General features: G+C 64.6%; 16 protein-coding genes. 8 read left to right on the top strand and 8 right to left on the bottom strand.

Translation table 11 applies throughout. The features are described from left to right. Window positions 1-12 precede the first annotated feature (12 nt). On the top strand, window positions 13-2,976 hold the full coding sequence (locus VMV82_06985) for a hypothetical protein (GenBank protein HUY41296.1): 2,964 nt from the start codon (window positions 13-15) through the stop codon (window positions 2,974-2,976). Between the two features lie 4 nt (window positions 2,977-2,980). On the opposite strand, the gene VMV82_06980 is transcribed toward VMV82_06985, so the two are convergent. The 5 genes from VMV82_06980 to VMV82_06960 form a co-directional block, all read right to left on the bottom strand. After that, a complete protein-coding gene (locus VMV82_06980) occupies window positions 2,981-4,519 on the bottom strand; it encodes a peptidase S10 (GenBank protein HUY41295.1) in 1,539 nt (512 codons plus the stop codon). A 23-nt stretch (window positions 4,520-4,542) separates the two neighbouring features. Further along, on the bottom strand, window positions 4,543-6,051 hold the full coding sequence (locus tag VMV82_06975) for a peptidase S10 (protein HUY41294.1): 1,509 nt from the start codon (window positions 6,049-6,051) through the stop codon (window positions 4,543-4,545). Between the two features lie 122 nt (window positions 6,052-6,173). Continuing rightward, a complete protein-coding gene (locus VMV82_06970; GenBank protein ID HUY41293.1) occupies window positions 6,174-6,560 on the bottom strand; it encodes a PadR family transcriptional regulator in 387 nt (128 codons plus the stop codon). A 1-nt stretch (window position 6,561) separates the two neighbouring features. Further along, window positions 6,562-8,328, bottom strand: a complete 1,767-nt coding sequence (locus VMV82_06965) for a long-chain fatty acid--CoA ligase (GenBank protein ID HUY41292.1) — start codon at window positions 8,326-8,328, stop codon at window positions 6,562-6,564. A gap of 36 nt (window positions 8,329-8,364) precedes the next feature. Next, a complete protein-coding gene (locus VMV82_06960; GenBank protein ID HUY41291.1) occupies window positions 8,365-8,793 on the bottom strand; it encodes a helix-hairpin-helix domain-containing protein in 429 nt (142 codons plus the stop codon). Window positions 8,794-8,860: 67 nt separating this feature from the next. On the opposite strand from VMV82_06960, the gene leuS reads away from it, so the two are divergent. Further along, window positions 8,861-11,335, top strand: a complete 2,475-nt coding sequence (gene leuS / locus VMV82_06955; GenBank protein ID HUY41290.1) for a leucine--tRNA ligase — start codon at window positions 8,861-8,863, stop codon at window positions 11,333-11,335. Here the strand turns inward: leuS and VMV82_06950 are convergent. Beyond that, window positions 11,319-12,257: an NAD-dependent epimerase/dehydratase family protein gene (locus VMV82_06950; protein HUY41289.1), complete on the bottom strand. Its 939-nt coding sequence runs from the start codon at window positions 12,255-12,257 to the stop codon at window positions 11,319-11,321. The genes leuS and VMV82_06950 overlap by 17 nt on opposite strands. A 39-nt stretch (window positions 12,258-12,296) precedes the next feature. Here VMV82_06950 and VMV82_06945 point away from each other — a divergent pair, with 39 nt between their 5' ends. Continuing rightward, a complete protein-coding gene (locus VMV82_06945) occupies window positions 12,297-14,606 on the top strand; it encodes a DNA internalization-related competence protein ComEC/Rec2 (GenBank protein ID HUY41288.1) in 2,310 nt (769 codons plus the stop codon). A 60-nt stretch (window positions 14,607-14,666) separates the two neighbouring features. Beyond that, entirely contained in the window at window positions 14,667-17,675 is a 3,009-nt protein-coding gene (locus VMV82_06940) for an adenylate/guanylate cyclase domain-containing protein (protein ID HUY41287.1), read from the top strand. 52 nt (window positions 17,676-17,727) lie between these two features. On the opposite strand, the gene VMV82_06935 is transcribed toward VMV82_06940, so the two are convergent. Further along, window positions 17,728-17,982, bottom strand: coding sequence for a hypothetical protein (locus VMV82_06935; protein ID HUY41286.1), 255 nt, complete (start codon window positions 17,980-17,982; stop codon window positions 17,728-17,730). Window positions 17,983-18,194: 212 nt separating this feature from the next. On the opposite strand from VMV82_06935, the gene VMV82_06930 reads away from it, so the two are divergent. Continuing rightward, window positions 18,195-18,788 carry a hypothetical protein gene (locus VMV82_06930; GenBank protein ID HUY41285.1) on the top strand — a complete coding sequence of 198 codons (594 nt, stop codon included), beginning with the start codon at window positions 18,195-18,197 and terminating at the stop codon, window positions 18,786-18,788. 748 nt (window positions 18,789-19,536) lie between these two features. Here the strand turns inward: VMV82_06930 and VMV82_06925 are convergent. Continuing rightward, a complete protein-coding gene (locus VMV82_06925; GenBank protein HUY41284.1) occupies window positions 19,537-19,878 on the bottom strand; it encodes a hypothetical protein in 342 nt (113 codons plus the stop codon). Between the two features lie 219 nt (window positions 19,879-20,097). On the opposite strand from VMV82_06925, the gene VMV82_06920 reads away from it, so the two are divergent. The 3 genes from VMV82_06920 (at window position 20,098) to VMV82_06910 (ending at window position 22,263) form a co-directional block, all read left to right on the top strand. Further along, entirely contained in the window at window positions 20,098-20,802 is a 705-nt protein-coding gene (locus VMV82_06920; protein HUY41283.1) for an antibiotic biosynthesis monooxygenase, read from the top strand. A gap of 155 nt (window positions 20,803-20,957) precedes the next feature. Further along, window positions 20,958-21,137 (top strand): hypothetical protein, encoded by a 180-nt coding sequence (locus VMV82_06915; GenBank protein HUY41282.1) that lies wholly within the window; start codon window positions 20,958-20,960, stop codon window positions 21,135-21,137. 13 nt (window positions 21,138-21,150) lie between these two features. After that, a complete protein-coding gene (locus VMV82_06910) occupies window positions 21,151-22,263 on the top strand; it encodes a beta-propeller fold lactonase family protein (GenBank protein HUY41281.1) in 1,113 nt (370 codons plus the stop codon). Window positions 22,264-22,291: the final 28 nt, after the last annotated feature.

The following is a 22,291-nucleotide window of genomic DNA, read 5'->3' as shown; positions in this document are numbered from 1 at the left end:
TGTTACAGCGTCATGCGACGCCATCTTTGCGCTCTGCTCGCGGCAGCGTTCGCCGCGCCGCTCTTCGTTGTGCCCGCGTCTGCGGCGCCCGCCTCATACTTCGGCGGCCTCCATTATCGCCTTATCGGGCCGTTTCGCGGTGGCCGCGCCCTCGCCGTGACGGGCGTTCCCGGCCAGCCGAATCATTTCTACTTCGGCGCGGTCGACGGCGGCGTATGGGAGACGCTCGACGCTGGAAGAACGTGGAGACCGATCTTCGATTCGCAAGACATCGCTTCGGTCGGCGCGATCGCCGTCGCGCCCAGCGATCCACGCGTCATCTACGTCGGAACCGGCGAAGCCGACATGCGCTCCGACATTGCCTACGGAAACGGCGTCTACAAGAGCACCGATGGAGGGGGTCACTGGACGCACCTCGGCCTGGACGACACGCGCCAAATCGGCAGTATCGTCGTCGATCCGCACGACGCCAGCGTCGTGTACGTTGCGGCGCTCGGGCATGCGTACGGACCGAACGCGGAGCGCGGCGTCTTCAAATCGACCGACGGCGGCGCGCACTGGGCGAAGGTACTCTACCTCAACGACAATACCGGCGCCATCGATCTGGCAATGAGTCCGCGCGATCCGCACACGCTCCTCGCCGCGATGTGGCAGACGCGCCGGCCGCCGTGGAACGTCTACCCTCCCTCTAGCGGTCCGTCCAGCGGGCTCTACGCAACGCACGACGCCGGCGCAACGTGGGCGCACGTCACGCAAGGGCTGCCCGCGCACGCCGGCCGAATCGGCGTGAGCTTCTCGGCCGCAAACGCGCAGCTTGTCTACGCGGTCGTCGATAGCGACGTGCACCACGGCGGCATCTATCGATCGGATGACGGCGGTGCGTCGTGGCATCGCACGAACGGCGAGGTACGGCTCTGGCAGCGCGGGTGGTACTTCGGCGGAATCACCGCCGATCCGCAGAGCCCCGACGTCGTCTACGTCATGAATACGTCGACGTATCGCTCGACCGACGGCGGGCGCACCTTCGTCGCCATCAAGGGCGATCCGACGGGCGACGATTTTCACACGCTCTGGATCGATCCCGCCGACGCGAGCCGCATGGTTCTCGGTAGCGATCAAGGAGTGATCGTGAGCGTCGATCGAGCGAAGACGTGGAGCTCTTGGTACAATCAGCCGACGGGCCAGTTCTACCACGTGAGCACCGACGACCGCTTCCCGTACTGGGTCTACGGCGCGCAGCAAGATTCGGGCAGCGTTGCCACGCGGAGCACGGGGCGATACTCTACGATTACCGCAATCGACGCGCGTTGGATCGACGCCGGCGGCGAGGACGGGTACATCATCGCGGACCCGCCGCATCCGGCTACGGTCTACGGCTCGGCAGCGAACTTTGCCGGCGGCCCCGTGACGCTCGAAAATATCGACACCGGCTGGGAACGCAACCTCGATCCGACGCTTGCCTATCCACGCCACGTCTGGCGAAGCACGTGGACCGTTCCACTTGCCATGACGGCAGATCGACGGACGCTCTATTACGCGCATCAACGGATCTTCCGGTCATATGACGGCGGGCAATCGTGGCGGATCGTCAGCCCCGACCTCTCGCGCTCGCACACCGGCGCGTTGCCGAACCTCGATCCACCGACCCGCGCCGACGACAACGGCCTCCGGCGCCACGGCGTCGTGTACGCCCTCGCGCCCTCCCCGCGCGACGCGAGCATGCTCTGGGCGGGAACCGATGACGGGCTCGTGTGGCTGACACGCGACGCGTGCGCGCATTGGAGCAACGTCACGCCTCCGGGCGTGACGGCGTGGAGCAAGATAGCGATCGTCGAGCCGTCACACTTCGACGCGGCGACGGCATTCGTCGTCGTCGACCGTCACCGTCTGGATGACTATCATCCGTACATCTATCGCACGCGCGACGGCGGCAAGACGTGGCGGCTGATCGTCGAGGGCATTCCGAACGGCTCGTTCGTGAACGTGGTGCGCGAAGATCCCTTCCATCGCGGCCTGCTCTTCGCAGGAACGGAGAGAGGCGTGATGGTCTCGTTCGACGACGGAAATCACTGGCGATCGCTCCAGCTCAACTTGCCCGTCTCGTCGGTGCGCGACCTCGACGTGCACGGCGAAGACCTCGTCGTCGGGACCCATGGCCGCGCGCTCTGGATTCTCGACGACATCTCGCCGCTGCGTCAGATGGCGCAAGCGCAATCCTCGCACGGCGGCGCGTTCCTTTTCGCTCCGGCGGCAGCGTATCGCGTGCATGCCGTTGGGTATAACGAAGGCACGCCGTATCCGGAAGACGAGCCGCAGGCGCAGGATGCACCCAACGGCGTCAACGTCGACTACATCGTGCGCACACCAGGTACGGTGTCGATCAGCATACTCGACGCGCGCGGCAACGTGGTGCGGCGCTGGTCGAGCGATCGTCCCACGCACGCCGTGAATCCGACGAGCCTCGATTTTCCACCACAGTGGGCACCGGTTCCGCCGGTTCCTTCGAGCGCGATCGGCACGCATAGGTTTCTCTGGAACTTTCACGTCGGAAGCGATTCCGGCCCACTCGCGCCGCCCGGGCACTACGTGGTGCGGCTGACGCACGACGGCACGACCTCTTCGCGCTCCGTCACGGTGCTGCGCGACCCGCGCATCGCCGCAAGCGACGCCGGCCTGCGCGCGCAGTACGCGCTCGCGCAGGCGATTGAAGGGCGAATCGCACAGATCGCGGCAGCGCGTACGAGGACGACGAATCCGGCCGTTCTCGGCGTGGCGCCGGCCGCCAATCCCAACGATTCGGTCGGCGGCCCATCGCGCGACGTCACGAGCCTGCGCGCGCTGCGCGGAGCGTTCGAGAATCTCGAGCAGGCCGTCGAAAGCGCCGACGCGCCACCGACACCCGACATGCATCGCGCCTACGAAAAGCTCTCCGCGATGCTCGCGTCTACCTTACGAAAGATTCCTCGAAGGCGCTAGGAGTCTAGCGTCCAGCGAGCGTTTGCGCGTACCAGCTCTCCAAATCCGAGTGGAACTGGACCAGCGCCGCATGGTGCAGATAAACCATGTGTCCCGACTCGTAGAAGCCGTACGTGATGTGCGACTGCAGATCGGGCTTGAGGTTGAGATGGTCGAGCGTATAGACGGTCGCGAGCCAGGGCGTCGCAAAGTCGTAGTAGCCGTTCGCTGAGAAGACCCGCAGGCCGGGGTTATAGGTCAGCGCATTTGCGAGGTCGGGCGCGGTGTTGAGCACCGGCGAGTTGTTGTGGTGCCAGTTCCAACCGCCGTCGGCGTGAATCAGCGCGTATGCGAGCACGCGATATCTCTCCGGCGGTCGGTATCCGAGCCCTTGCTGTATGTACGCATTGTTCGCCGCCGTGAACGCAGAGTCGATTGCGGCGTCGGTCGGGTCCCACGGCCACTCATCCGCCGCGCTATCGAGCACGTCGTTTTCGTAGCGCGAATCGTACCGTCCGACGACCTTGCCTTGGTTGCGCTCGAGCTGCATGAGGAAGCGCTGATACGAAACGCGCAGATTCGCAAGGCGAATGTAGTTCTCCGACAGGCCCGTGAACCTGTGCAGCTTCGCAACGACGTCGTTGTACGTACCGCGCGATAGATGGGCGCCCTGCGCCAGTGCGTTCAGGTACTCGCCCATCGCAAAGTCGCGCGACTCCATCACGGCGGTGTGGAGATCGCTCGGCGCACCGGCGGGGAGGCGGTGATGGTACCACGCCGCAGCCGTTTCCGTGGGCAGATAGAGGACGTACGACCAGTCCCCTCCGGCTTGCGGAACGCTGTCGCCGTATGTGCTGGCGTAGAGCCCGAAGTTGAGAATCGACGAGAGCAGCACGACGCCGTTTATGCCGATGCCTTGATTCTGCAGATAGTCGACGAGCATTGCCGAGCGCGGCGTACCGTACGATTCTCCAAAGAGAAACTTCGGTGAGTTCCAGCGCCCGAATCGCGTCACGTACCGGTCGACGAACTGCGCGAAGGACTTGACGTCGGGATCGGCTCCGAAGAACTCCTTCGGGGTTCCGGCGCCGATGATGCGGCTGTAGCCGCTGGCACACATGTCGATGAAGACTTCGTCGGTGCGGTCGAGCAGGGTGTACTGATTGGGAACGACGCGATAGGGCGGCGGCCCGGTCATGCGTCCGTCCGCGACCGCGACGCGCACGGGCCCGAACGATCCCATGCGCAGCCATACCGTCGAGCTTCCGGGTCCGCCGTTATAGAAGAACGTAACCGGCCGGGCCGACGGATCCGTTCCGTCCAGCGTGAAGGCGGTGTAGAACATGCGGCACGCCGGCTGTCCCTTGTCGTTGGTAAGGTCGATCGTGCCGGCGCGCGCCGTATACGCGAGCGTTCGACCGTCGACGACGATCGCGTGGTGCGTGACGGCGTCGGGAAACGCCGGCACGGCCTGCGGCGGCGCGGCATGAGCCGCCGGTGCTGCGCTCGTCGCGGCAAGCGACGACGCACCGAGAAGCGCCAGCGCCGCGAGGACCTTTTTCATCGTCTGCATCGTCTCCGTGGCTCCTAGCGAATCGAGAGCGCCTGCGCGTACCAACGCTCGAGATCGTTGTGGTACTGCGCGAGTGAGGGGATATTGAGATAGATCATGTGTCCCGACGGATAGAAGCCGTAGGTGATGTGCCCCTGGATGGCGGGCATCAGGTTGAGATGCGTCAGCGTGTACACGGTCGCATAGTAGGGCGTGGCGAAATCGTAGTAGCCGTTCGCCGAGAAGACGCGCAGGTTCTTGTTATAGGTCATCGCCTGCGCGAGGTCGACCGCCACGTTTGTGACCTCGGTACCGTTGTGCTTCCAATTCCACCCGCCATGCGCGGCGATGATATTGTAGACGCTCGTGCGGTAGAGCAGCGGCGTGTTGTAGTGGAGATCCTGGCGCAGGTATTCGTTGATCGCGGTCGTGTACGGCGCGTCGATTCCGGCGTCGGTCGCGTCCCAATCCGGCGTTTCCTGCGTGCGATCGAGCGCCCACGTTTCGAAGCGCGAGTCGAGCCGCCCGACGACCTTGCCTCGCTCGCGCAGCAGCTCGCTCATGAAGCGCCAATACGGTACGCGCAGGTTCGAGTTGCGGATGTATTGGTCGGAGAGGCCGGTATAGTAATGGAGCTTCGCCACGACGTCGTCGTAGGATGCCGGTGAAAGCGCCGAGCCTTGCGCGAGCGCGTCGAGATACTCGGTGGACGCAAAGTGTTCCGCCGCTGCGGTGAACGAGCGCAGGCTGCCGCGGTATGCGATCGCGTGGTGGTACCAGGCGGTGGCGGCTTCGGTCGGCAGATAGAGCACGAAGAGCCAGTCGCCGCCTCCGATGCCCGTCGGCTCGAAATCCCAGTCGAGAGCGAAGCTGAGGATCGTCGATTGGAGCACGACCCCGCTCACCGTGATGCCGTTGGCCTGCAGATAGTTGGCGAGGTTCGCCGAGCGCGTCGTGCCGTACGATTCGCCGAAGAGAAACTTTGGTGAGTTCCAGCGCCCGAACTGCGTCACGTACCGCTCGATGAACTGTCCGAACGCGCGCACGTCTTGGTCGACGCCAAAGAAATCGGCCGGCTTGCCCTTGCCGATGATGCGGCCGAAGCCGCTGTCCGGCATGTCGATGAAGACGAGATCCGATCGATCGAGAATGCTGTACGGATTATCGACGATGCGGTATGCCGGGCCCGCGGTCTGCGTCGCGTTCGAGTTCGTAACGATCCGCATCGGCCCCACGGAACCCATGTGCAGCCACATGCTCGAGCTTCCCGGTCCGCCGTTGTAGAGGAACGTCACCGGCCTGGTGCTCGGGTTTGCGCCGTCGAGCGTGTACGCGACGTAGAAAATCCGGCACGTCGGACGATGGTCCTGATCCCTGAGCGTGATCGTTCCCGCACGCGCAGTGTAGGCATACGTATGACCGCCGAGCGCGATCGTGTGATGCGTTACGGCATCGGGAGTCGCAGACGGATCGCCGGACGTGCGGGGGGCGCTTGCGAGCAAGAAGACGGCGGCAAGTGCGGCCGCCGGGAGCGTACGGAGCATGGGGTGGCAAGTTGTCGCTTGCGCCCGCGCGGCCCTTCAGGCCGCAAACGCGGCACTACCGGGGTTGGCGGCTTCCTTTGACGGGTTGCGGAAAGACTCGCCGGGGGTTTTTCCGCAGCCTGTTAGAGCTCGTACAGCGCCTTGCGAAGTCGGGCCACTGCCCGTTCGATCGTTTCGAGGTACGGATTCATCGCCGCCTTGATACGGTTCAGCCGCTCGACGCCCGCCGGCGTGATCGCGTAGATACGGCGCGATCGCTTCGTCGGGTGATCCCACGTCGCGCTCACGAATCCACGTTCTTCCAAGCGGCGCAGCAGCGGATAGATCTTGTTCGTGTTCACGGCGATCAAATCTCCACACAGGCGTTCGATGCGCTGCATCAAGCCGTAGCCGTGATCGGGCTGCTCCTCGAGCAGATGCAGGAGCAGTGCCGGAAATACCGTCTTGCTCTTGATCGGCCCGCGAAGAATCTCGTCGACGGGATGAAGCTCGTGCGCGTGCGCGTGCACCTCATGCGTGGGCGTGAAGGCGGAGCTCGGTGCGATAGGCGCGGTCGATTTCGTCTGCATAGTGTTGCTCCACGACGCGGCGCTTGATCTTCATTGCCGGCGAGAGATAACCGCTTTCGACGGTAAACTCTTGCGGAATGACGACGATGCGCCGGATCTGCTCGAAGGTAGCGAGGTCAGCCGTTTGCTTCTCGATTTCGGCGGTGAGGAAGGTCAGCACGTCGTCGCGAGCCGCCAGCCGTTCCGGCGGAACGTCGGCAGATATGCCGAGCGCCTTGCGTACGAGGTCCCAGTTGGCATTGATCACGGCTGCGGGATGGGGCTGCCCTTCGCCGACGACCATTGCCTGCGTGACGTAGAGCGAGCGTCTGATCGCCGATTCCACGCGCGCGGGCGCGATGAACTTTCCGCCGGCGGTCTTGAACAACTCGCGTTTGCGATCGGTGATATAGACGAATCCCTTCTCCATCTGCCCGACGTCGCCGGTTTGCAGCCAGCCGTTCTGGATCGCCTCGGCCGTCGCGGCTTCGTCGCGATAGTAGCCCTTCATCACGTGCCGGCCGCGCGTCAGGATCTCGCCGTCGTCTGCGATCTTCACCTCGACGCCAGGAATCGGCTTGCCGACGGCGCCGTAGCGATTCGCCGAGAGCCGGCTCACCGTCGTGACCGGCGACGTCTCGGTCAAACCGTAGCCCTGCATGATCGGCAAGCCCAAGCCGAGGAACGTCATCGCCGTGTCGACGTGCAGCGCCGCGCTACCGCTCGTGAAATACCGAAGACGATCGAGGCCCAGGCGTTTGCGGACCGCCTTCAGCACCAGGGCGCGAGCGGCGAGGTACGCAAGCCATCGTCGCGGCCCGGCCCATCGCTTGAACGTCTTCGCGTACATGTAGTCGTGACCGGCGCGCAGAGCCCACGGAACGAGCTTCGCGGCCAGTCCGCCCTGTGCCATCGCCGACGCGGTAACGCCCGCGAGCACGCGATCGAAGATTCGCGGCACCGCGGTCATCGAAAACGGGCGCACGTCCTGCACGTCGGGAAGCATGGCGTTCGGATCGTGGCAGATGAAGTATCGCACCCGCGCGAGCATATAGATGTAGATCATCGTGTGCTCGAAGATGTGCGAATACGGCAGTACCGAAAGAATCTCTTGTCCCGCGTGGATGCCCTGAAACCCGTACGCGAGCGCCGACTGCGCGTCGAAGCCGACGTTGTCGTGCGTGAGCATCACGCCCTTCGGATTCCCCGTCGTTCCCGACGTATAGATCAGCACCGCCAAATCGTCGGGTGCCGCCGACGTGGTCGCGCGCGGCGAGTGCGCCCCATGCGCCTCGAAGGCCGTCAGCGACCCGTCACCTTGCCCTTCGAAGACCACGGCTCGCGGCAGAGACGGGATGGAGCCAAGCCGTGCGAGCGCCTGCGCCGTGTCGAGGAAGAGCAGCTTCGCACCGGAGTGGCCGAGAATATATCCCGTCTGATCGAGTGCCTGCGTCGGGTAGATCGGCACAACGACGCAGCCCGCAAAGAGCGTGGCGAATGCGCAGACGACCCAGTCGACGCAATCGTGCGAGATCAGCGCAACGCGGTCGCCTTCGACGAGGCCGGCCTTGCGAATTGCGGCGGCGACGTTCTCGACGCGGGCGAGCACAGCGGCGCTCGAGGCCGGCGTCCATTTGCCCGCGACGCGTTCGACGAGCGCGTACGCGTTCTCACGAGCAAGCGCTTCCCGCACCAACTGCGGCAGCGTCTTCTTCGGAGGCAACGCCATTGTAAAAATATCATTGGCGGGAAACCTGCGGCCCCCCTACAGTCGCAGGTATTGCTGCGCCCGGTCCAGCCGGCTCGAGGTCATACCGGCGACGTCGAGCAGCTGGTCGAGCGACGTAAAGGGGCCTTCGCTCGAGCGCACGTCGACGATGCGCTGTGCGATCGCGCCGCCGATCCCAGGGACGCGCCCCAGCGCCTGTGCGCCGGCCGTGTTGAGATCGACGACGCCCACGGGCTGCCGGCGGTGGCGCGCTCGACGCCGTGACCTGCGTCGAGACGGGCCGCACCGTCCGCGTGAAGAGGCGGGCGAGCCGTATGCAAAGCGACGTCTCGCGGGCAGGCTCCGCGCGAGGGGTGCGGCAGAGAACTCCGGCGCAGGCAGAGCCTGCGGCGGCCGCGGGACGGGATGGAACAGGGCGAGCGCGGCGAGCACGACGCCGCCGGCGAGCAGTGCGTAACGATACATGCCGTTCTTTTGCGCCCATCGAGACGAATGGAAAGGGGTAGCGACCCCCGGCACTATACGAAGGCGTATGCCCGAAGCGTACGATTTCGAGCAGATCGAGCAAAAGTGGCGGGAGCGCTGGGAACGGGAGGGCACGTATGCCGCGCCGCGCGTTCCCGCGGGCGACAAGTATTACGTGCTCGAGATGCTGCCGTATCCCTCGGGCGATCTCCACGTCGGCCACGCGAAGAACTACACGATCGGCGACGCGGTCGCACGCATGATGCGCATGCTCGGATACGACGTGCTTCATCCGATGGGATGGGACGCTTTCGGCTTGCCCGCCGAGAACGCAGCCATCGCGCGCGGCATCGATCCCGAAACGTGGACCCGCTCGAACATCGACAACATGCGACGGCAGGTTCGCCTCATCGGCACGGGATACGACTGGTCGCGCGAGATCACGACGTGCGATCCCGAGTACTACCGCTGGAACCAATGGCTCTTTCTCCGCCTCTTCGAGCACGGGCTTGCCTATAAGCGCGAGGCGCCGGTCAACTGGTGCCCGCACGATCTGACCGTGCTCGCGAACGAGCAGGTCGTCGACGGAAGGTGCTGGCGATGCGACGCTCTCGTCGAGCGGCGCAACCTCGCGCAGTGGTTTCTCAAGATCACCGCCTACGCCGACCGCCTGCTGGCAGATCTCGATCGGCTCGACGGCTGGCCGGAGCGTACGCGCACGATGCAACGCAACTGGATCGGCCGCAGCGAAGGCGTCGAGCTTTCCTTCACGATCGCAGGAACCGATGCGCACGTCGACGTCTTCACGACGCGTGCCGACACCATCTACGGCGCAACCTTTATTGCTATCGCACCCGACCATCCAGCGATTCCGCTGCTGAGAGCGGTGATCTCGAAGCATCAGGCGGCGCAGATCGACGCGTTCGCGGAATCGCTGCGCTCGAAGTCCGAGCTCGAACGTATCAGTCTGATGGAGAAGACGGGCCTCTTCACCGGTGCCTACGCGGTGAATCCGCTCTCCCACGAGCGCGTTCCGATTTGGGTGACGAACTACGTGCTTGCAGAGTACGGCACGGGCGCGGTGATGGGCGTGCCGGCGCACGACGAGCGCGACTTCGACTTCGCCCGCAAGCACGGCTTGCCGATCGCGCAGGTGATCGTGCCGCACGATCTCTCCGGCGAGCCGGCGCCGCTCCACGAGGCGTTCCTCGACGACGGCCGCCTCATCGCAAGCGACGACTTCACCGGCATGTCGAGCGCGCGCGCGCGCGACACGATCGCCCAACGCCTCGCGTCGCTCGGCCAGGGGCGCCTCAACGTAAACTACCGGTTGCGCGACTGGCTGATCTCGCGCCAGCGCTACTGGGGCACGCCGATTCCTATTCTCTATTGCCCGCAGTGCGGTGAGGTACCGGTTCCAGACGAAGCGCTTCCCGTGCTTCTTCCACCGAACGCGCCGATCACCGGCGAAGGTTCGCCGCTCGCGCGCATGCCGGAGTTCGTGAACGCCGCGTGTCCGCGCTGCGGCGGTCCCGCGCGGCGCGACACCGACACGATGGACACGTTCTTCGAGTCGTCGTGGTACTATCTGCGCTACCTCTCACCTCACGACGCGAGCGCGCCGTGGGGCAGCGAAGAAGCCGCGGGATGGATGACCGTCGATCAATACATCGGCGGCGCAGAGCATGCGGTGATGCACTTGCTCTACTCGCGCTTTTTCTACAAGTTCTTTGCCGACCGGGGATGGGTCGGCGCCGCGGACGAGCCGTTCCAGCGCTTGTTCCACCAAGGCTTCGTGCTGCACGACGGCGAGAAGATGTCGAAGTCGCGCGGCAACGTCGTCGGCATCGACGAGACGGCGCGGCGCTACGGCGTCGACGCAATGCGCCTCTTCCTGCTCTATGCGACGCCGCCGGAAGACACGAGCGACTGGAACGACGAAGGCATCATGGGCCGCGTGCGGTTTCTCAACCGCCTCTGGCGCTTATGTGCACCGTTGGCATCGAGCGCAGCCGCCGATCCGCGTACGGTTCCACGCGTCCGCGAAGAGCCCGAGCGCGCGCTTCTGCGCGCCGTTCACGTTGCCGCGAAATCGGCGCGCGACGAAACGGCGTCGCGGCGCTTTCACTACAATGCAACGATCGCCAAGCTCGACGAACTGCTCAACGCGCTCTCGGCGCTACGCCAAGAGATGCCGGGCTCGCCGGCGCTCGCATATGCGGCGCACGCTCTGCCGTTGCTCGTGGCTCCCTTTGCGCCACACGTCGCCGAGGAGCTGTGGCAACGCATGGGCCACACGAGCTCGGTGCACCACGAGCGGTATATCGAGCCGGACGAGTCCGTCATGGCGCTCGCCGAGATCACGCTCGTCGTACAGGTGAACGGGAAGATCCGGGCGCGCCTCACGGTACCTTCCGGGCTCGCGGAATCGGAGGCGCTCGCGCTCGCTCTCGCGCAACCGAACGTGCAAGCGCAACTCGACGGCAACAAACCGCGCAAGCACGTCTACGTTCCCGACAAGCTTCTCAATCTGGTACGCTGAGCAGCTTCTGAAAGTACTTGTACGTCTCGATCAGCCCGTCGCGCAGTGGGATCTGCGGGCGCCAACCTAAGAGCGTGTGCGCGAGCGAGGCATCGAACTGCGCGTCGCGCGCGTCGCCCGGACGCTTCTCGGCGCGCGTGACCGGTGCGTCGAAGCCGGTGATCTCTACAAGCATGCGATAGATCTCGTTGACGCTCGTCTTGATGCCCGTGCCGATCACGAAGCACTCTCCGGAGCCACGCGTCAAAGCGTCCGCATTGCAGCGCGCAACGTCCTTGACGTAGACGTAGTCGCGGGTCTGCTCGCCGTCCCAATCGATCCTGACGCCTTCGCGTTTGAGAAACTTCCCGATGAAGATGGCGATCACGCCGGCTTCGCCGTTGGGATCCTGCCGCGGTCCGTAGACGTTTCCGTACCGCAGCGAGGTGAAATCGAGGCCGCGATCTTCTTTGTAGAACCGTAAGTAGTGCTCGGCGACCATCTTGGTGATGCCGTACGGAGAGGTCGGCCGCTGCGGCGTCTTCTCCGTAATCGGAAAGTGCTCCGGCGTGCCGAAGCTCGCGCCGCTCCCGGCGAAGATCACTTTCCTCGCGCCGACCTTCACGGTGTTGTCAAGGACGTTGATGAGGCCGACGACGTTGACCTCGGCGTCGAGCCCCGGATCGCGCGACGAGATCGCAACCGAGTGCTGCGCAGCGTGATGGCTGACGACGTCCGGCCGGAACTCCGCAAAGACGCGCCCGATGTTCTTGTCGCGAATATCCATCGGCACGAACGTGACGCGGTCGGGCACGTTTGCTCGCCGACCGCCGCCGTGCTCCCAGAGCGAGTCGATGACGAGCACGTCGTGCCCCTGCGCGAGGTACTCCTCGACGACGTGCGAGCCGATGAATCCGGCTCCGCCGGTGACGATGATTCGCAAACCCCTTGACGTTCCTTTCCGGCGCGTGATCGCTCTGCGATGACCGCGCTGCTGACGGTCGGCATCGCGGCCGTCCTCGGCACGCTTGCCACCGCGCCGCTCTCGCTCGAAGGACGCGCGCTCGACGCGCTCGGCATCCTCGCACTGTGTGCCTACACGTGCGTTTCGCGCGAGCCTCGCTCCGTTCGCGCGGTCGTGCTCCTCGCCCTGGTGCTCTTCGGCTGCAACGCCTGGATCGCGCGCGAGCGTGCACCGCGCGTTCCTCTATCCCGCACCGCGCGGTACGCCGCAGTAGCGCTCGCTCCCGTGCACAGCGACGGGTCGTCGAGCAGTTTTGCGGCGGCACTCGAGGGCGGCCTCACCGCCCTCACGCATATTCGCGGTACGCCTCCGCCTCCGGGCGAGCGCCTCGTGCTGCGCGGTAGACTCGAGCCGTTCGACGACCCGCGCAATCCGGGCGAGCCGAGCCAGGCCGAGCTGGAACGCGAGCGCGGTTTCGACGCGCAGGTCGCACGCGGTGAGATTCTTCGAGCGCGTGCGCCCGCGCAACCAGACCCGCGCGTCCTTCTCGCACGAGCGCACGCGTGGGCACTCGCGCGGCTGCGATCCGCGCTCGGTGAGCCGGCGGCATCGATTGTCGCCGGCGAGCTGTGGGGCGAGCGCGCCGACCTTCCGCCCGACGTCCGTGCGGAGTTTCAAGAGACTGGCACGGTCCACGTGCTCGTCACCGCAGGTTTGCATTTGGGCGTCGTGGCGGCGATCGTCTGCGCGCTGCTCTCCTTCTTCGCGCTTCCGCGCTCTTTGGCGTGCGCGCTCGCGATCGTCGCCGTCTGGGCCTTCGCCCTGTGGAGTGGCGAGCAGCTTCCCGCAACGCGCGCCGCAGTCATGGTAACGGCGGCGCTTGCCGCGCGCGCGTTCGGCAGGGCGTCGTTCTCGTGGAATGCCCTCGCGCTCGCGGCGCTAGCGATCGCAGCATTCCGTCCGCTCAGCGTCGCCTCGCCGTCGTTCGCGCTCTCGTTCAGCTGCGTCGGCGCAATCTTCGCGTGCGCTCCGGCGATCGAGCGTGCACTCGGAACGCATGGAGCGCTGCCCGCCGCCCTACGCGAAGCACTCACGCTGAGCATTGCAACGCAGCTCGGCACGTGGCCGCTGACCGCGGCAATCTTCCTCCAGTTTTCGCCCTACGCCGTTGGGGCGAACCTCGCGGTCGTTCCGTGCGTCGGCGCATCGCTCGTTCTCGGCGCGCTGCAGCTCGCGCTCGCGTGGCTGCCGGCGCTGGCACAAGGCGCCGGCAATCTCGACGGCTGGATCGTCGCCTGGATGCTCGCCGTGACACGCACGCTTGCGGCCCTGCCGAACAGCGCCGTGCCGATGACGCCGGCACCATCGTGGTGCATTGCCGCCTACGACGCGGCATTGCTCTTCTGCGCCGCCTGCGTTCGACGCACGCACGCGACGCCGGGCGTCGCGGTGCTGATTGTTGCCGTCGGGCTCGTCCTATGGCCGCCGCACGCCGCCGACGCGCGCGTTCGTATCACGGTCATCGACGTGGGGCAAGCCGACGCGATTCTCATCGAAACGCCTACCCACCGCGCGCTGCTCGTCGATGCCGGCGGGCGCCTCGAGCGGGGGCCGCAGGTCGACGGATCGGTCGCCGAACGGGTCGGCGAGCTGACCGTCGTGCCGTTCTTGCTGCGCCGCGGCATTCACCGCCTCGACGCAATTATTCTCACGCATCCTCACGGCGATCACGCAGGCGGCGTGGCCCCGGTGCTGCGCAAGTTACGCGCCGCGGAGCTCGCCGACGGCGGCCAGCACTATACGGGCCATGCGTATCTCGACGCGTTGGCCACGGCGCGCGCGGACGGCGTGCCCATCGTCGCGCCACGCGCCGGCGACGTGTGGCGAACGGACGACGGCGTCGCCCTGCACTTCATCGGGCCGTCGCTGCCGTTCATCAGCGGCGGCAACAACGACATCAACGACAACTCCATCGCGTTCACGCTGCGCTATCGCTCGTTCTGCATGCTCTTCACCGGCGATGCGGGCACCGAGGCGGAGCAACGCTTCCTACGCGAGGGGGTGGATTTGCGCTGCCAGGTTCTCAAGGTCGGGCACCACGGCTCCGCCTACAGCTCGAGTCCCGCCTTCATCGCCGCCGTGCGCCCGCAGTACGCGATCATCTCCGTCGGAAGGCACAATATGTTCGGGCACCCCGCGCCTTCAACGATTGCGACACTCGAACGCTTCGGCGCGCACGTCTATCGCACGGATGAAAACGGGGCCGTAACCATAACCACTGATGGCACGCACGTTGCCGTCTCACCGATGCTCCCCGATGCACACTAGTGGCGCGCCCCGGAGTGCCTTCATGTACGCGGTCACGCTGCGGCTGGGTACATTACTGATATGCTCTCGCCTATTGCGATTGGGCCAACGTACAGATGCGGAGCATCTCGGGGAGACGGTGTCGCTCGCCAGAGATTTATAGCCGCAACCAATCCAACTAGACTCATGCCATTGCCGAAGGAGCTTCGCGGTAGAAATCGCCTGGAGCGCCCATCGCCGAACTGCAGATGCCGAGTAGGGCCTTCAGCGGAAGGAGGTAATCGAAACGCGAAACGCTGGGGCATGGCGACTCGCGTGAAATCGGGGATGCCAGCCTCGGTTCGGCCTACGGGTACAGTCACGTTTCTGTTTTCGGATATCGAAGGCAGTACTGCACGCTGGGAAAGTCACGCCGATGCAATGGCGCCCGCATTGCTGCGTCACGATGCGTTGGTACGATCCGCGATCGAAGCCCACAACGGCTACGTCTTCAAGACCATCGGCGACGCCTTTTGCGCGGCCTTCACGACAGCTCCAGACGCACTCGTTGCGGCGCTCGACGCGCAGCGAGCCCTCGCGGCCGAAGATTTTTCGGCAGTTGGGGGCATGCGCGTGCGTATGGCGCTGCACGCAGGTACTGCGAACGAGCGTGACGGCGACTATTTTGGCCCGACGGTCAATCGCGTCGCGCGCCTGTTGGCGATCGGTCACGGCGGCCAGATGCTGGTCTCCGATGCGTGCACGCAGCTCGTACAAGGGGAGATGACGTCGCAGTGCAGCCTACGCGATCTGGGAGAGCATCGACTCAAAGACCTTTCGCGCCCCGAACGCGTCTACCAACTTGTCGCTCCGAACCTCCCCGAAGCCTTTCCGGCTCTGCGATCGCTCGACCAATTGTCACACAATTTACCGGCACAGGTTTCGTCCTTCGTTGGGCGCAACGCGGAGATTGCCGAAATCGCTGGGCTCATCGAGCAGCATCGCTTGGTCACGCTCATCGGCTCAGGCGGCGTAGGGAAGACGCGTATCTCCCTGCAAGTCGCGGCAAATCTGCTCGACGGATCCGGCGACGGCGTGTGGTTCGTCGAACTCGCTCCTCTTACCAAGGGCGACTATATTCCGTCCGCCGTCGCGCACGCACTCGGGCTTACGCTCGCGAGCGAGGGCGATCCGGTCGAGAGCCTCGTTCGCGCACTCAAGAAAAAGCGCCTACTGCTCGTGTTCGACAACTGCGAGCATCTCGTCGAGCCCGCCGCACGAGTGATCTCTGCGATCCTGCAAGGCGCTTCGACGGTCAAGGTCCTTGCATCGAGCCGGCAACGGCTCGGAGTTGCCGGGGAGGCAACGTACCAAGTGCCGTCCCTCGTCCTGCCTAGCAAAGGCGAAGCGCATCTGAGCGCAATCGAACTGCTGCGCTTTGAATCGGCTGTGCTCTTCGCCGAACGCGCGGCGGCCGCGAGCCATACGTTTTCCTTAACTGACGAGAACGCGCCGATCGTGGCCGACATCTGCCGGCGACTGGACGGCATTCCACTGGCGATCGAGCTCGCCGCTGCGCGGGTGAAGATGCTCAGCCCAAGACAGCTGCGCGAACGGCTCGAGGAGCGATTCCGCGTGCTCACCGGCGGCAGCCGCGACGCGTTACCGCGCCAGCAGACGCTGCGCGCCATGATCGATTGGAGTCATGCCCTGCTCGACGAGCGCGAGCACACACTCTTCCGGAGGCTGGGGATCTTTGTCAACGGCTTCACGCTCGACGGAGCCGTTGCGGTCGGGTGCGGCGAGGATCTTGATCAACTCGACGCGTTCGACGTGCTGGCCTCGCTCGTCGATAAATCGCTCGTGCTCGCCGAGCCGCAAGGCGATGCGCTGCGCTACCGCTTACTCGAATCGACCCGCGCCTATGCCCAGGAGAAACTCGCCGATGCGGGCGAGCGCGATCTCGCTACGGACCGCCATCTGCGCTACCTGCGCGACCGCTTCGCGCAGCTGTGGGAACGGCGCGAGCGGACCGCACGACATGCCGATCTTGAAGCGGCGCTGCAAACCGAACTGGAGGACGTGCGTTCGGCGCTCGACGGTGCGTTAACAGGCTCGGAAGTCATTGACGGCGGCGAGTTGCTCGCCACCATTCATGGGAGTTGGGAAGCCATCGCACTCGACGTTGAAGGCATGGCACGATGCGAAGCCTATCTCGCGGTGCTCCCAGCGGCGCAGGCGCGACTGCGCGCTCTGCTCTCAAACGCGTTGTCGTTCATGCTCAGCAGTTCCGGGCACAAGCTGCGCGCATTTGAGCTGGCGACGGAGGCGGTCGAGCAGGCGCGGACAAGCGGCGACGCCTCGCCGCTGGCTGACGCGCTGATTCGGTACGCGTATACGGCGGCGGCCCTCCATCGCCCTGACGATGCGGAGCGGGCGTTAGCGCAAGCCGAAGCGATCGCGGGGACCTCGGCGAACTTTCGCGTTCGGTTCCTCCAAACGCGCGCATTCTTCAGCCAGTTGCGTGGCGATCTCCAGACGGCAGCGCGCGCGTACGAGCAGCTTCGCAAGGAGCAGCGCTCTCTCGGAAACACCCGCGCAGAGCACTGGTCCGCGCTCAACCTCGCAGAGACCGAATACGCGCGAGGTCAGACCCAGCGAGCGATTGCGCTCGTGCGCGAGACGCTTCCCGCGACGCGGTCGAGTGCTGATGAGACCTTGCTCACCCTCATGCTCGTCAACCTCGCAGGCTATCTCGTTGCGGTCGACGACCTTTCCAATGCGGTCGCAGCTGTGCGAGAGACAATTATGATTCTTGCAAAGCGCGAGCCGGGCCATGCCAACATCGCGATTGCGATCGAGCACCTCGCGCTCATCCTCGCGTTGCGCGGCGACTTGGCGCGCGCGGCCACACTCGAGGGTTACGTCGACGCTGCGTTCCAGCAGCAGGGATTCGAGCGCGAGCTTACCGAGACGACGACGCACGATCGCCTCACCGCACTCCTGCGCGAGGGACTCACCCCCAACGAACTCGCGGGTTCGATCGCAGAGAGCGCTGCGCTCACACCGGAGGCTGCGATCGCACTCGCGTTTAAGGAGAGCCCATGCTAAGAAGCCTCTAACGCACGCAACGATGTCGAATGCAATCTGCCATAAAAGGTCTCTACTTTTTGGGAGCGTGCAAAACAGAACCGCACGCGGTACAGTCGAATCCTCCCAGTAGCACGCTCCAGGGCTCGATGCTTACGGTTCTCAGCAAGCGCATCGATGTCCAGGGATCGTCGGCCATCATCGCTTCGATTGCACCCTCTTTAACCTCCGCCGGCGCGTTCACGACATGCAGCACGCGCGCGGCGTCGTCCTCGCCGCCGAGTGGACCGCCCGCAACGATGATTCCCCGATCCGCCAAGGCGTCCATGAAGGCGCCGAGACATCCTGATCGCAGTCTGCCGAGCCCTCGCACCGAGAGCGCGAGTATCTTGGTGGTTCCGCCACGTCGTGCGCGGTATCGGAGGCTATAACCTCACGGCTGCACAAGATCGGCCGGCAGCGATCGTGGCGTTCGAGCGCGGAGAGTAGTGGGTAGCCTGCAGCGGACGCCGGCCATCGAAGGGCGAACGGGACGACGACGTGAGTCCGGAAGTGCTTGGAGCGTGGGCGTCGCTCGGAACCGCCATTGTCATCGGTGCGAGCGTGCTTGCCGCGCTCGTGCAGCTACGGCACATGCGCGCGGGAAACGAGTTAGACGCGCTCCTCTCGCTCCAGAAGGACTTCCGGCACCCCGATCTGCAGTCGGCGCTTCGTTACATCCAGGTGGAACTTTCGCGACGATTGGAAGACCCGGTGTATCGAAGAGAACTCGAAACGACGGGGTTTGTCGATTCGTCGGCACATCCGGAGCTGATCGCGTGCAATTGGTTCAACGAGATCGGGACGCTGCTCAAGCACCGTCTCGTCGCCGAGGCCCCGTTTATGGAGCTCTTCGGGCGCCTGATCGTCCATTGCTGGGCGCACGCGGCGTCGGCGGTTGCAATCATGCGCCGCACTCGGGGCGAGTCACAATACGCAGATTTCGAGTTTCTTGCGATCCGCGCGGCGAAATGGATCGATCGTCATCCGCACGGCACGTTTCCGCGCTCGCTCGCGCGAGAAACGCTTCCTGATCGCTGGCGGGAGACCGATGCAAAGACAAAGGAACACCCTATCGGGGGACAGGCAACATGAGATATTGGATTAGGGCAACAGCACTTGCCGCCGTCTTCGCGCTGGCGGTGCGGCGAGCGCGCAAGCCGCTACGGTTGACGGCGTGATCACGAGTTACGACAGCGGCAATCAAGGTACCGACATGACGGTGCGGACGAGTGACGGGCACACGCACGCGATGTAGTTCGACAACCTGAAGAAGCCGGCGTTCCAAGGGAAGCAACTCCCGTGGTGCCCAGATTTTCCGTGCACCGGCTGGCCCCGTCAGCTCGTCATAGAACGAATCATCACCATCGTTTCGTACGCCGACATCAATGGTCATCGGGTGATGAAGCCTATACGTCGTGCGATCCAGACGCAAGAACACGCTAACGCTTCGTTCAAACGGGGCGTGCTCTCCGTCGAAGCGTGGACAGCCAGCGCGTCTTGCTGACTGAGCCGATGGGGCGGGCAAGGCAGACGGTACGGCGATACCAAGCAGCAACGGTAACAGCGCTGCTCCGATTGCTAAGCGTCCAGTTCGAGCACGCACCTCCGGCTTGCTCGGCTTCTTCCGCCGCGCGCCGGGACCTAGGGCCCTTCGTGGCGCGAGGCCCGCGTCCGTTCACGTGGGGCGCGGACTAACCCGGCATTCGCCTTCAATCCACACGGCGAGATCAGCGGATGCCATATTGTCGTACTCAGTTCTTGCGTAGAGCTGGGTCAAAGGTACGTGAGAACAAACGCCGGGGGCATGCTGCTCGGCGCGATCGCGCGTCTGCGCGAATCGCTACTGCGACGGGGTCGGAGCAAGGGATCCGGCGCTGAGAATGAGCCCTAGTAGCAATGCGCCGATCGCCCACCACTGCATGGGAATCCAGAAGAGCGTGTGACGACGCTGGAGCACAACGTGCTGTCCCGTGCTCGGATCGACGAGAACGCGATCGCCGGCTCCACTGTTGAGCCGGCGACCGACGAGCCAGATAGGGACTGCCGAAAGAATCACGCCGACGCCGCCACCGAGCCCCGGGACCGCCCTAACCGCGCCGGCAACAAACGCTCCAACGAAGAACCCTACGACGACGAAGACCGCGGCAAGTATGCCCCACCCTCTCCAAATAACGAAGAACATTGGTCGCCTCCAAGAGGGCAGCGGCTCCGGGGATTCCTAGTTTGAAGAATTCCGAGATCACTCCCCGAGCGATTACGGCTGCCCTGACCATGGGTTACGCACTTATACGGCATCGCCTTCGGCCCGTAGGTGAGAGCCCACAGTCTCCGTCTGTCTGAATCCTCGCCTACAGGTCACCATCGGAAACGACAGGGCAACTTTACGCAATACTGTTGTCTCGTGAACCGCGAAGTGCGGCCGACGCTCGGGAGGTGCAGGCCCAGCCGCAGCAAAAGCAGCGATTCTTATCTTTCACGGAAGGAGCGCCTGATGTATGTAGTTGTTCGCGAATACAAGGTCAAGTCTGGGCAAATGGATCGCATCATCCAGAGGATCCGCGACGAAATCGCGCCGCTGATTCAAGAGATCCCGGGCTTCGTCGGATACACGATCGCTACACCCAGTGAAACCGAACTCAGCTCGATAAGCTTCTTTCTAGACAAGAACGGAAGTGATGAATCGACGCGCGTCGCCTCCGAATCCGTCAAGCGCGTTCTCGCCGATGTCGTGGAAGGGTCACCGCGTGTGTCGAGCGGCGAAGTCATCATTCGAGCCGGGCAGCCTGCGAAGAAGGCTCATTTCGGGATTATGCGCCGTTTCTCCATGACGCCCGAGCAAGTGCGCGCAACCCTGCCGAAAGTACGCGACGGCCTTATACCGATTCTAACTGGTAGTGCGGGTTTTGTCGCGTATTCGGTAGCCGACTGCGGGAACGGGACAGTCATCTCGCTCGCGGCGTTCGAGAATCGCGAAGCAGCCGAGGCGACTTCGCAACGCGCGATGGCCTGGGCCGAACAAACGATGCGAGATATCCCGGATCCTGAGGTCATCCGCGCCGAACTCAAGCTGCGCATCGTGAACGATGCTGCTCTCCCAAAGTCGTGAGACCGGCGGCATCGCCGCTTTGGCCTACCGATCTATTCGTACCTCTGTGGCCTCGACCGTCTAGCACTGCGCAGCCAAGCGGATCAGCCTTTATCAGCGGCGCGCAATAGTTCGCCTTAAATCCCCACGGCGATCATGCAGGCGGCGCCGCGCCGGTGCTGCGCACGTTACGCGTCGCGGAGCTCGCCGACGGCGGTCAGCGCTATACGGGACACGCGTATCTCGACGCGGTCGCGACCGCGCGCGCGGACGGCGTCCCAGTCATTGCGCCGCATCCAGGGATTCGCAAGGCGGGACGCGTATCGCTTCCAGTGCCCTTGAGTTTCTCAGGGTGAGTAAGGATTACCCATGAAACGCTTCCTGTTGATCCTGGTGGGTCTCGCGACGCTCGTGCTGGCCGCTTGCACGTCGAGCGGCACCGCCTTCAATCCGCCTCCGACCCCGCTGATTGCCAAGTTCGCGTACGTTGCCAATTATAGCTCGGGCAACGTTTCCGCCTACACGATCGACGCGGCGACCGGCGCGCTTACGCCGGTGGCAGGGTCGCCCTTCGCGGCGGGCACTAATCCCCATGGAGTGGCGGTCGATCCCGCAGGCAAGTTCGCATACGTTACCGACAGTAGCTCCGACAACGTCTTCGCCTATACCATCGACGCGGCGACCGGCGCGCTCACGCCGGTGGCGGGCTCGCCTTTCGCGGCGGGCAGTTTTCCCAATGGAGTGATGGTCGATCCCAGCGGTAAGTTCGCGTACGTTACCAACGCGAGCTCCAACAACGTCTCCGCCTACACCATCAACGCGACGACCGGTGCACTGACGCCGGTGGCGGGCTCGCCTTTCGCGGCGGGCAGCACTCCCGCCGGCGTAGCGGTTGATCCCACCGGCAAGTTCGCGTACGTCGCCAACTCATATGGCGGCAACAGCGTCTCCGCCTACACCATCAACGCGACGACCGGTGCACTGACGCCGGTGGCGGGCTCGCCCTTCGCGGCAGGCGACGCTCCTTATGGCGTGACCGTCGATCCTACCGGCAAGTTCGCGTACGCTGCCAATGCCAACTCCGCTAACATCTCCGCCTACACCATCAACGCGGCGACCGGCGCGCTCACGCCGATGGCGGGTTCGCCCTTCGCGGCGGGCACCTCCCCCAAGACCGTGGCGGTCGATCCCAGCGGTAAGTTCGCGTACGTTACCAATCAGGGCGACGCCAACGTCTCCGCCTACATCATCAACGCGACAACCGGCGCGCTCACGCCGATCGCGGGTTCGCCCTTCGCGTCGGGCACCAATCCCCACGGGGTAGCAGTCGATCCCGCCGGCAAGTTTGCGTACGTTGCCAATTCCAACTCCGCCAACGTCTCCGCCTATACCATCAACGCGACGACCGGCGTGCTCACACCGATCGCGGGTTCACCTTTCGCGGCAGGCGCAATTCCGAACGCAGTGGTGGTCGCGAGATAGCCCCGAACCGGTAATGGTTCGCCGTAAA

It is taken from the genome of Candidatus Dormiibacterota bacterium (assembly GCA_035532035.1).
In the GTDB taxonomy this organism is placed as follows: domain Bacteria; phylum Vulcanimicrobiota; class Vulcanimicrobiia; order Vulcanimicrobiales; family Vulcanimicrobiaceae; genus Tyrphobacter.
The sequence above is the reverse complement of the archived record's forward strand: the minus strand, read 5'-3'. Positions and strand labels throughout refer to the sequence as shown.

Excerpts from the sequence above, each read along its gene's own strand:
- VMV82_06945 (HUY41288.1), top strand. The coding sequence starts at position 12,297 with ATGACCGCGCTGCTGACGGTCGGCATCGCGGCCGTCCTCGGCACGCTT.
- VMV82_06960 (HUY41291.1), bottom strand. The coding sequence starts at position 8,793 with ATGTATCGTTACGCACTGCTCGCCGGCGGCGTCGTGCTCGCCGCGCTC.
- VMV82_06985 (HUY41296.1), top strand. The coding sequence starts at position 13 with ATGCGACGCCATCTTTGCGCTCTGCTCGCGGCAGCGTTCGCCGCGCCG.
- VMV82_06925 (HUY41284.1), bottom strand. The coding sequence starts at position 19,878 with ATGTTCTTCGTTATTTGGAGAGGGTGGGGCATACTTGCCGCGGTCTTC.
- VMV82_06980 (HUY41295.1), bottom strand. The coding sequence starts at position 4,519 with ATGAAAAAGGTCCTCGCGGCGCTGGCGCTTCTCGGTGCGTCGTCGCTT.
- VMV82_06910 (HUY41281.1), top strand. The coding sequence starts at position 21,151 with ATGAAACGCTTCCTGTTGATCCTGGTGGGTCTCGCGACGCTCGTGCTG.
- VMV82_06935 (HUY41286.1), bottom strand. The coding sequence starts at position 17,982 with ATGGACGCCTTGGCGGATCGGGGAATCATCGTTGCGGGCGGTCCACTC.
- VMV82_06975 (HUY41294.1), bottom strand. The coding sequence starts at position 6,051 with ATGCTCCGTACGCTCCCGGCGGCCGCACTTGCCGCCGTCTTCTTGCTC.
- VMV82_06940 (HUY41287.1), top strand. The coding sequence starts at position 14,667 with ATGCTCTCGCCTATTGCGATTGGGCCAACGTACAGATGCGGAGCATCT.
- leuS (HUY41290.1), top strand. The coding sequence starts at position 8,861 with ATGCCCGAAGCGTACGATTTCGAGCAGATCGAGCAAAAGTGGCGGGAG.
- VMV82_06965 (HUY41292.1), bottom strand. The coding sequence starts at position 8,328 with ATGGCGTTGCCTCCGAAGAAGACGCTGCCGCAGTTGGTGCGGGAAGCG.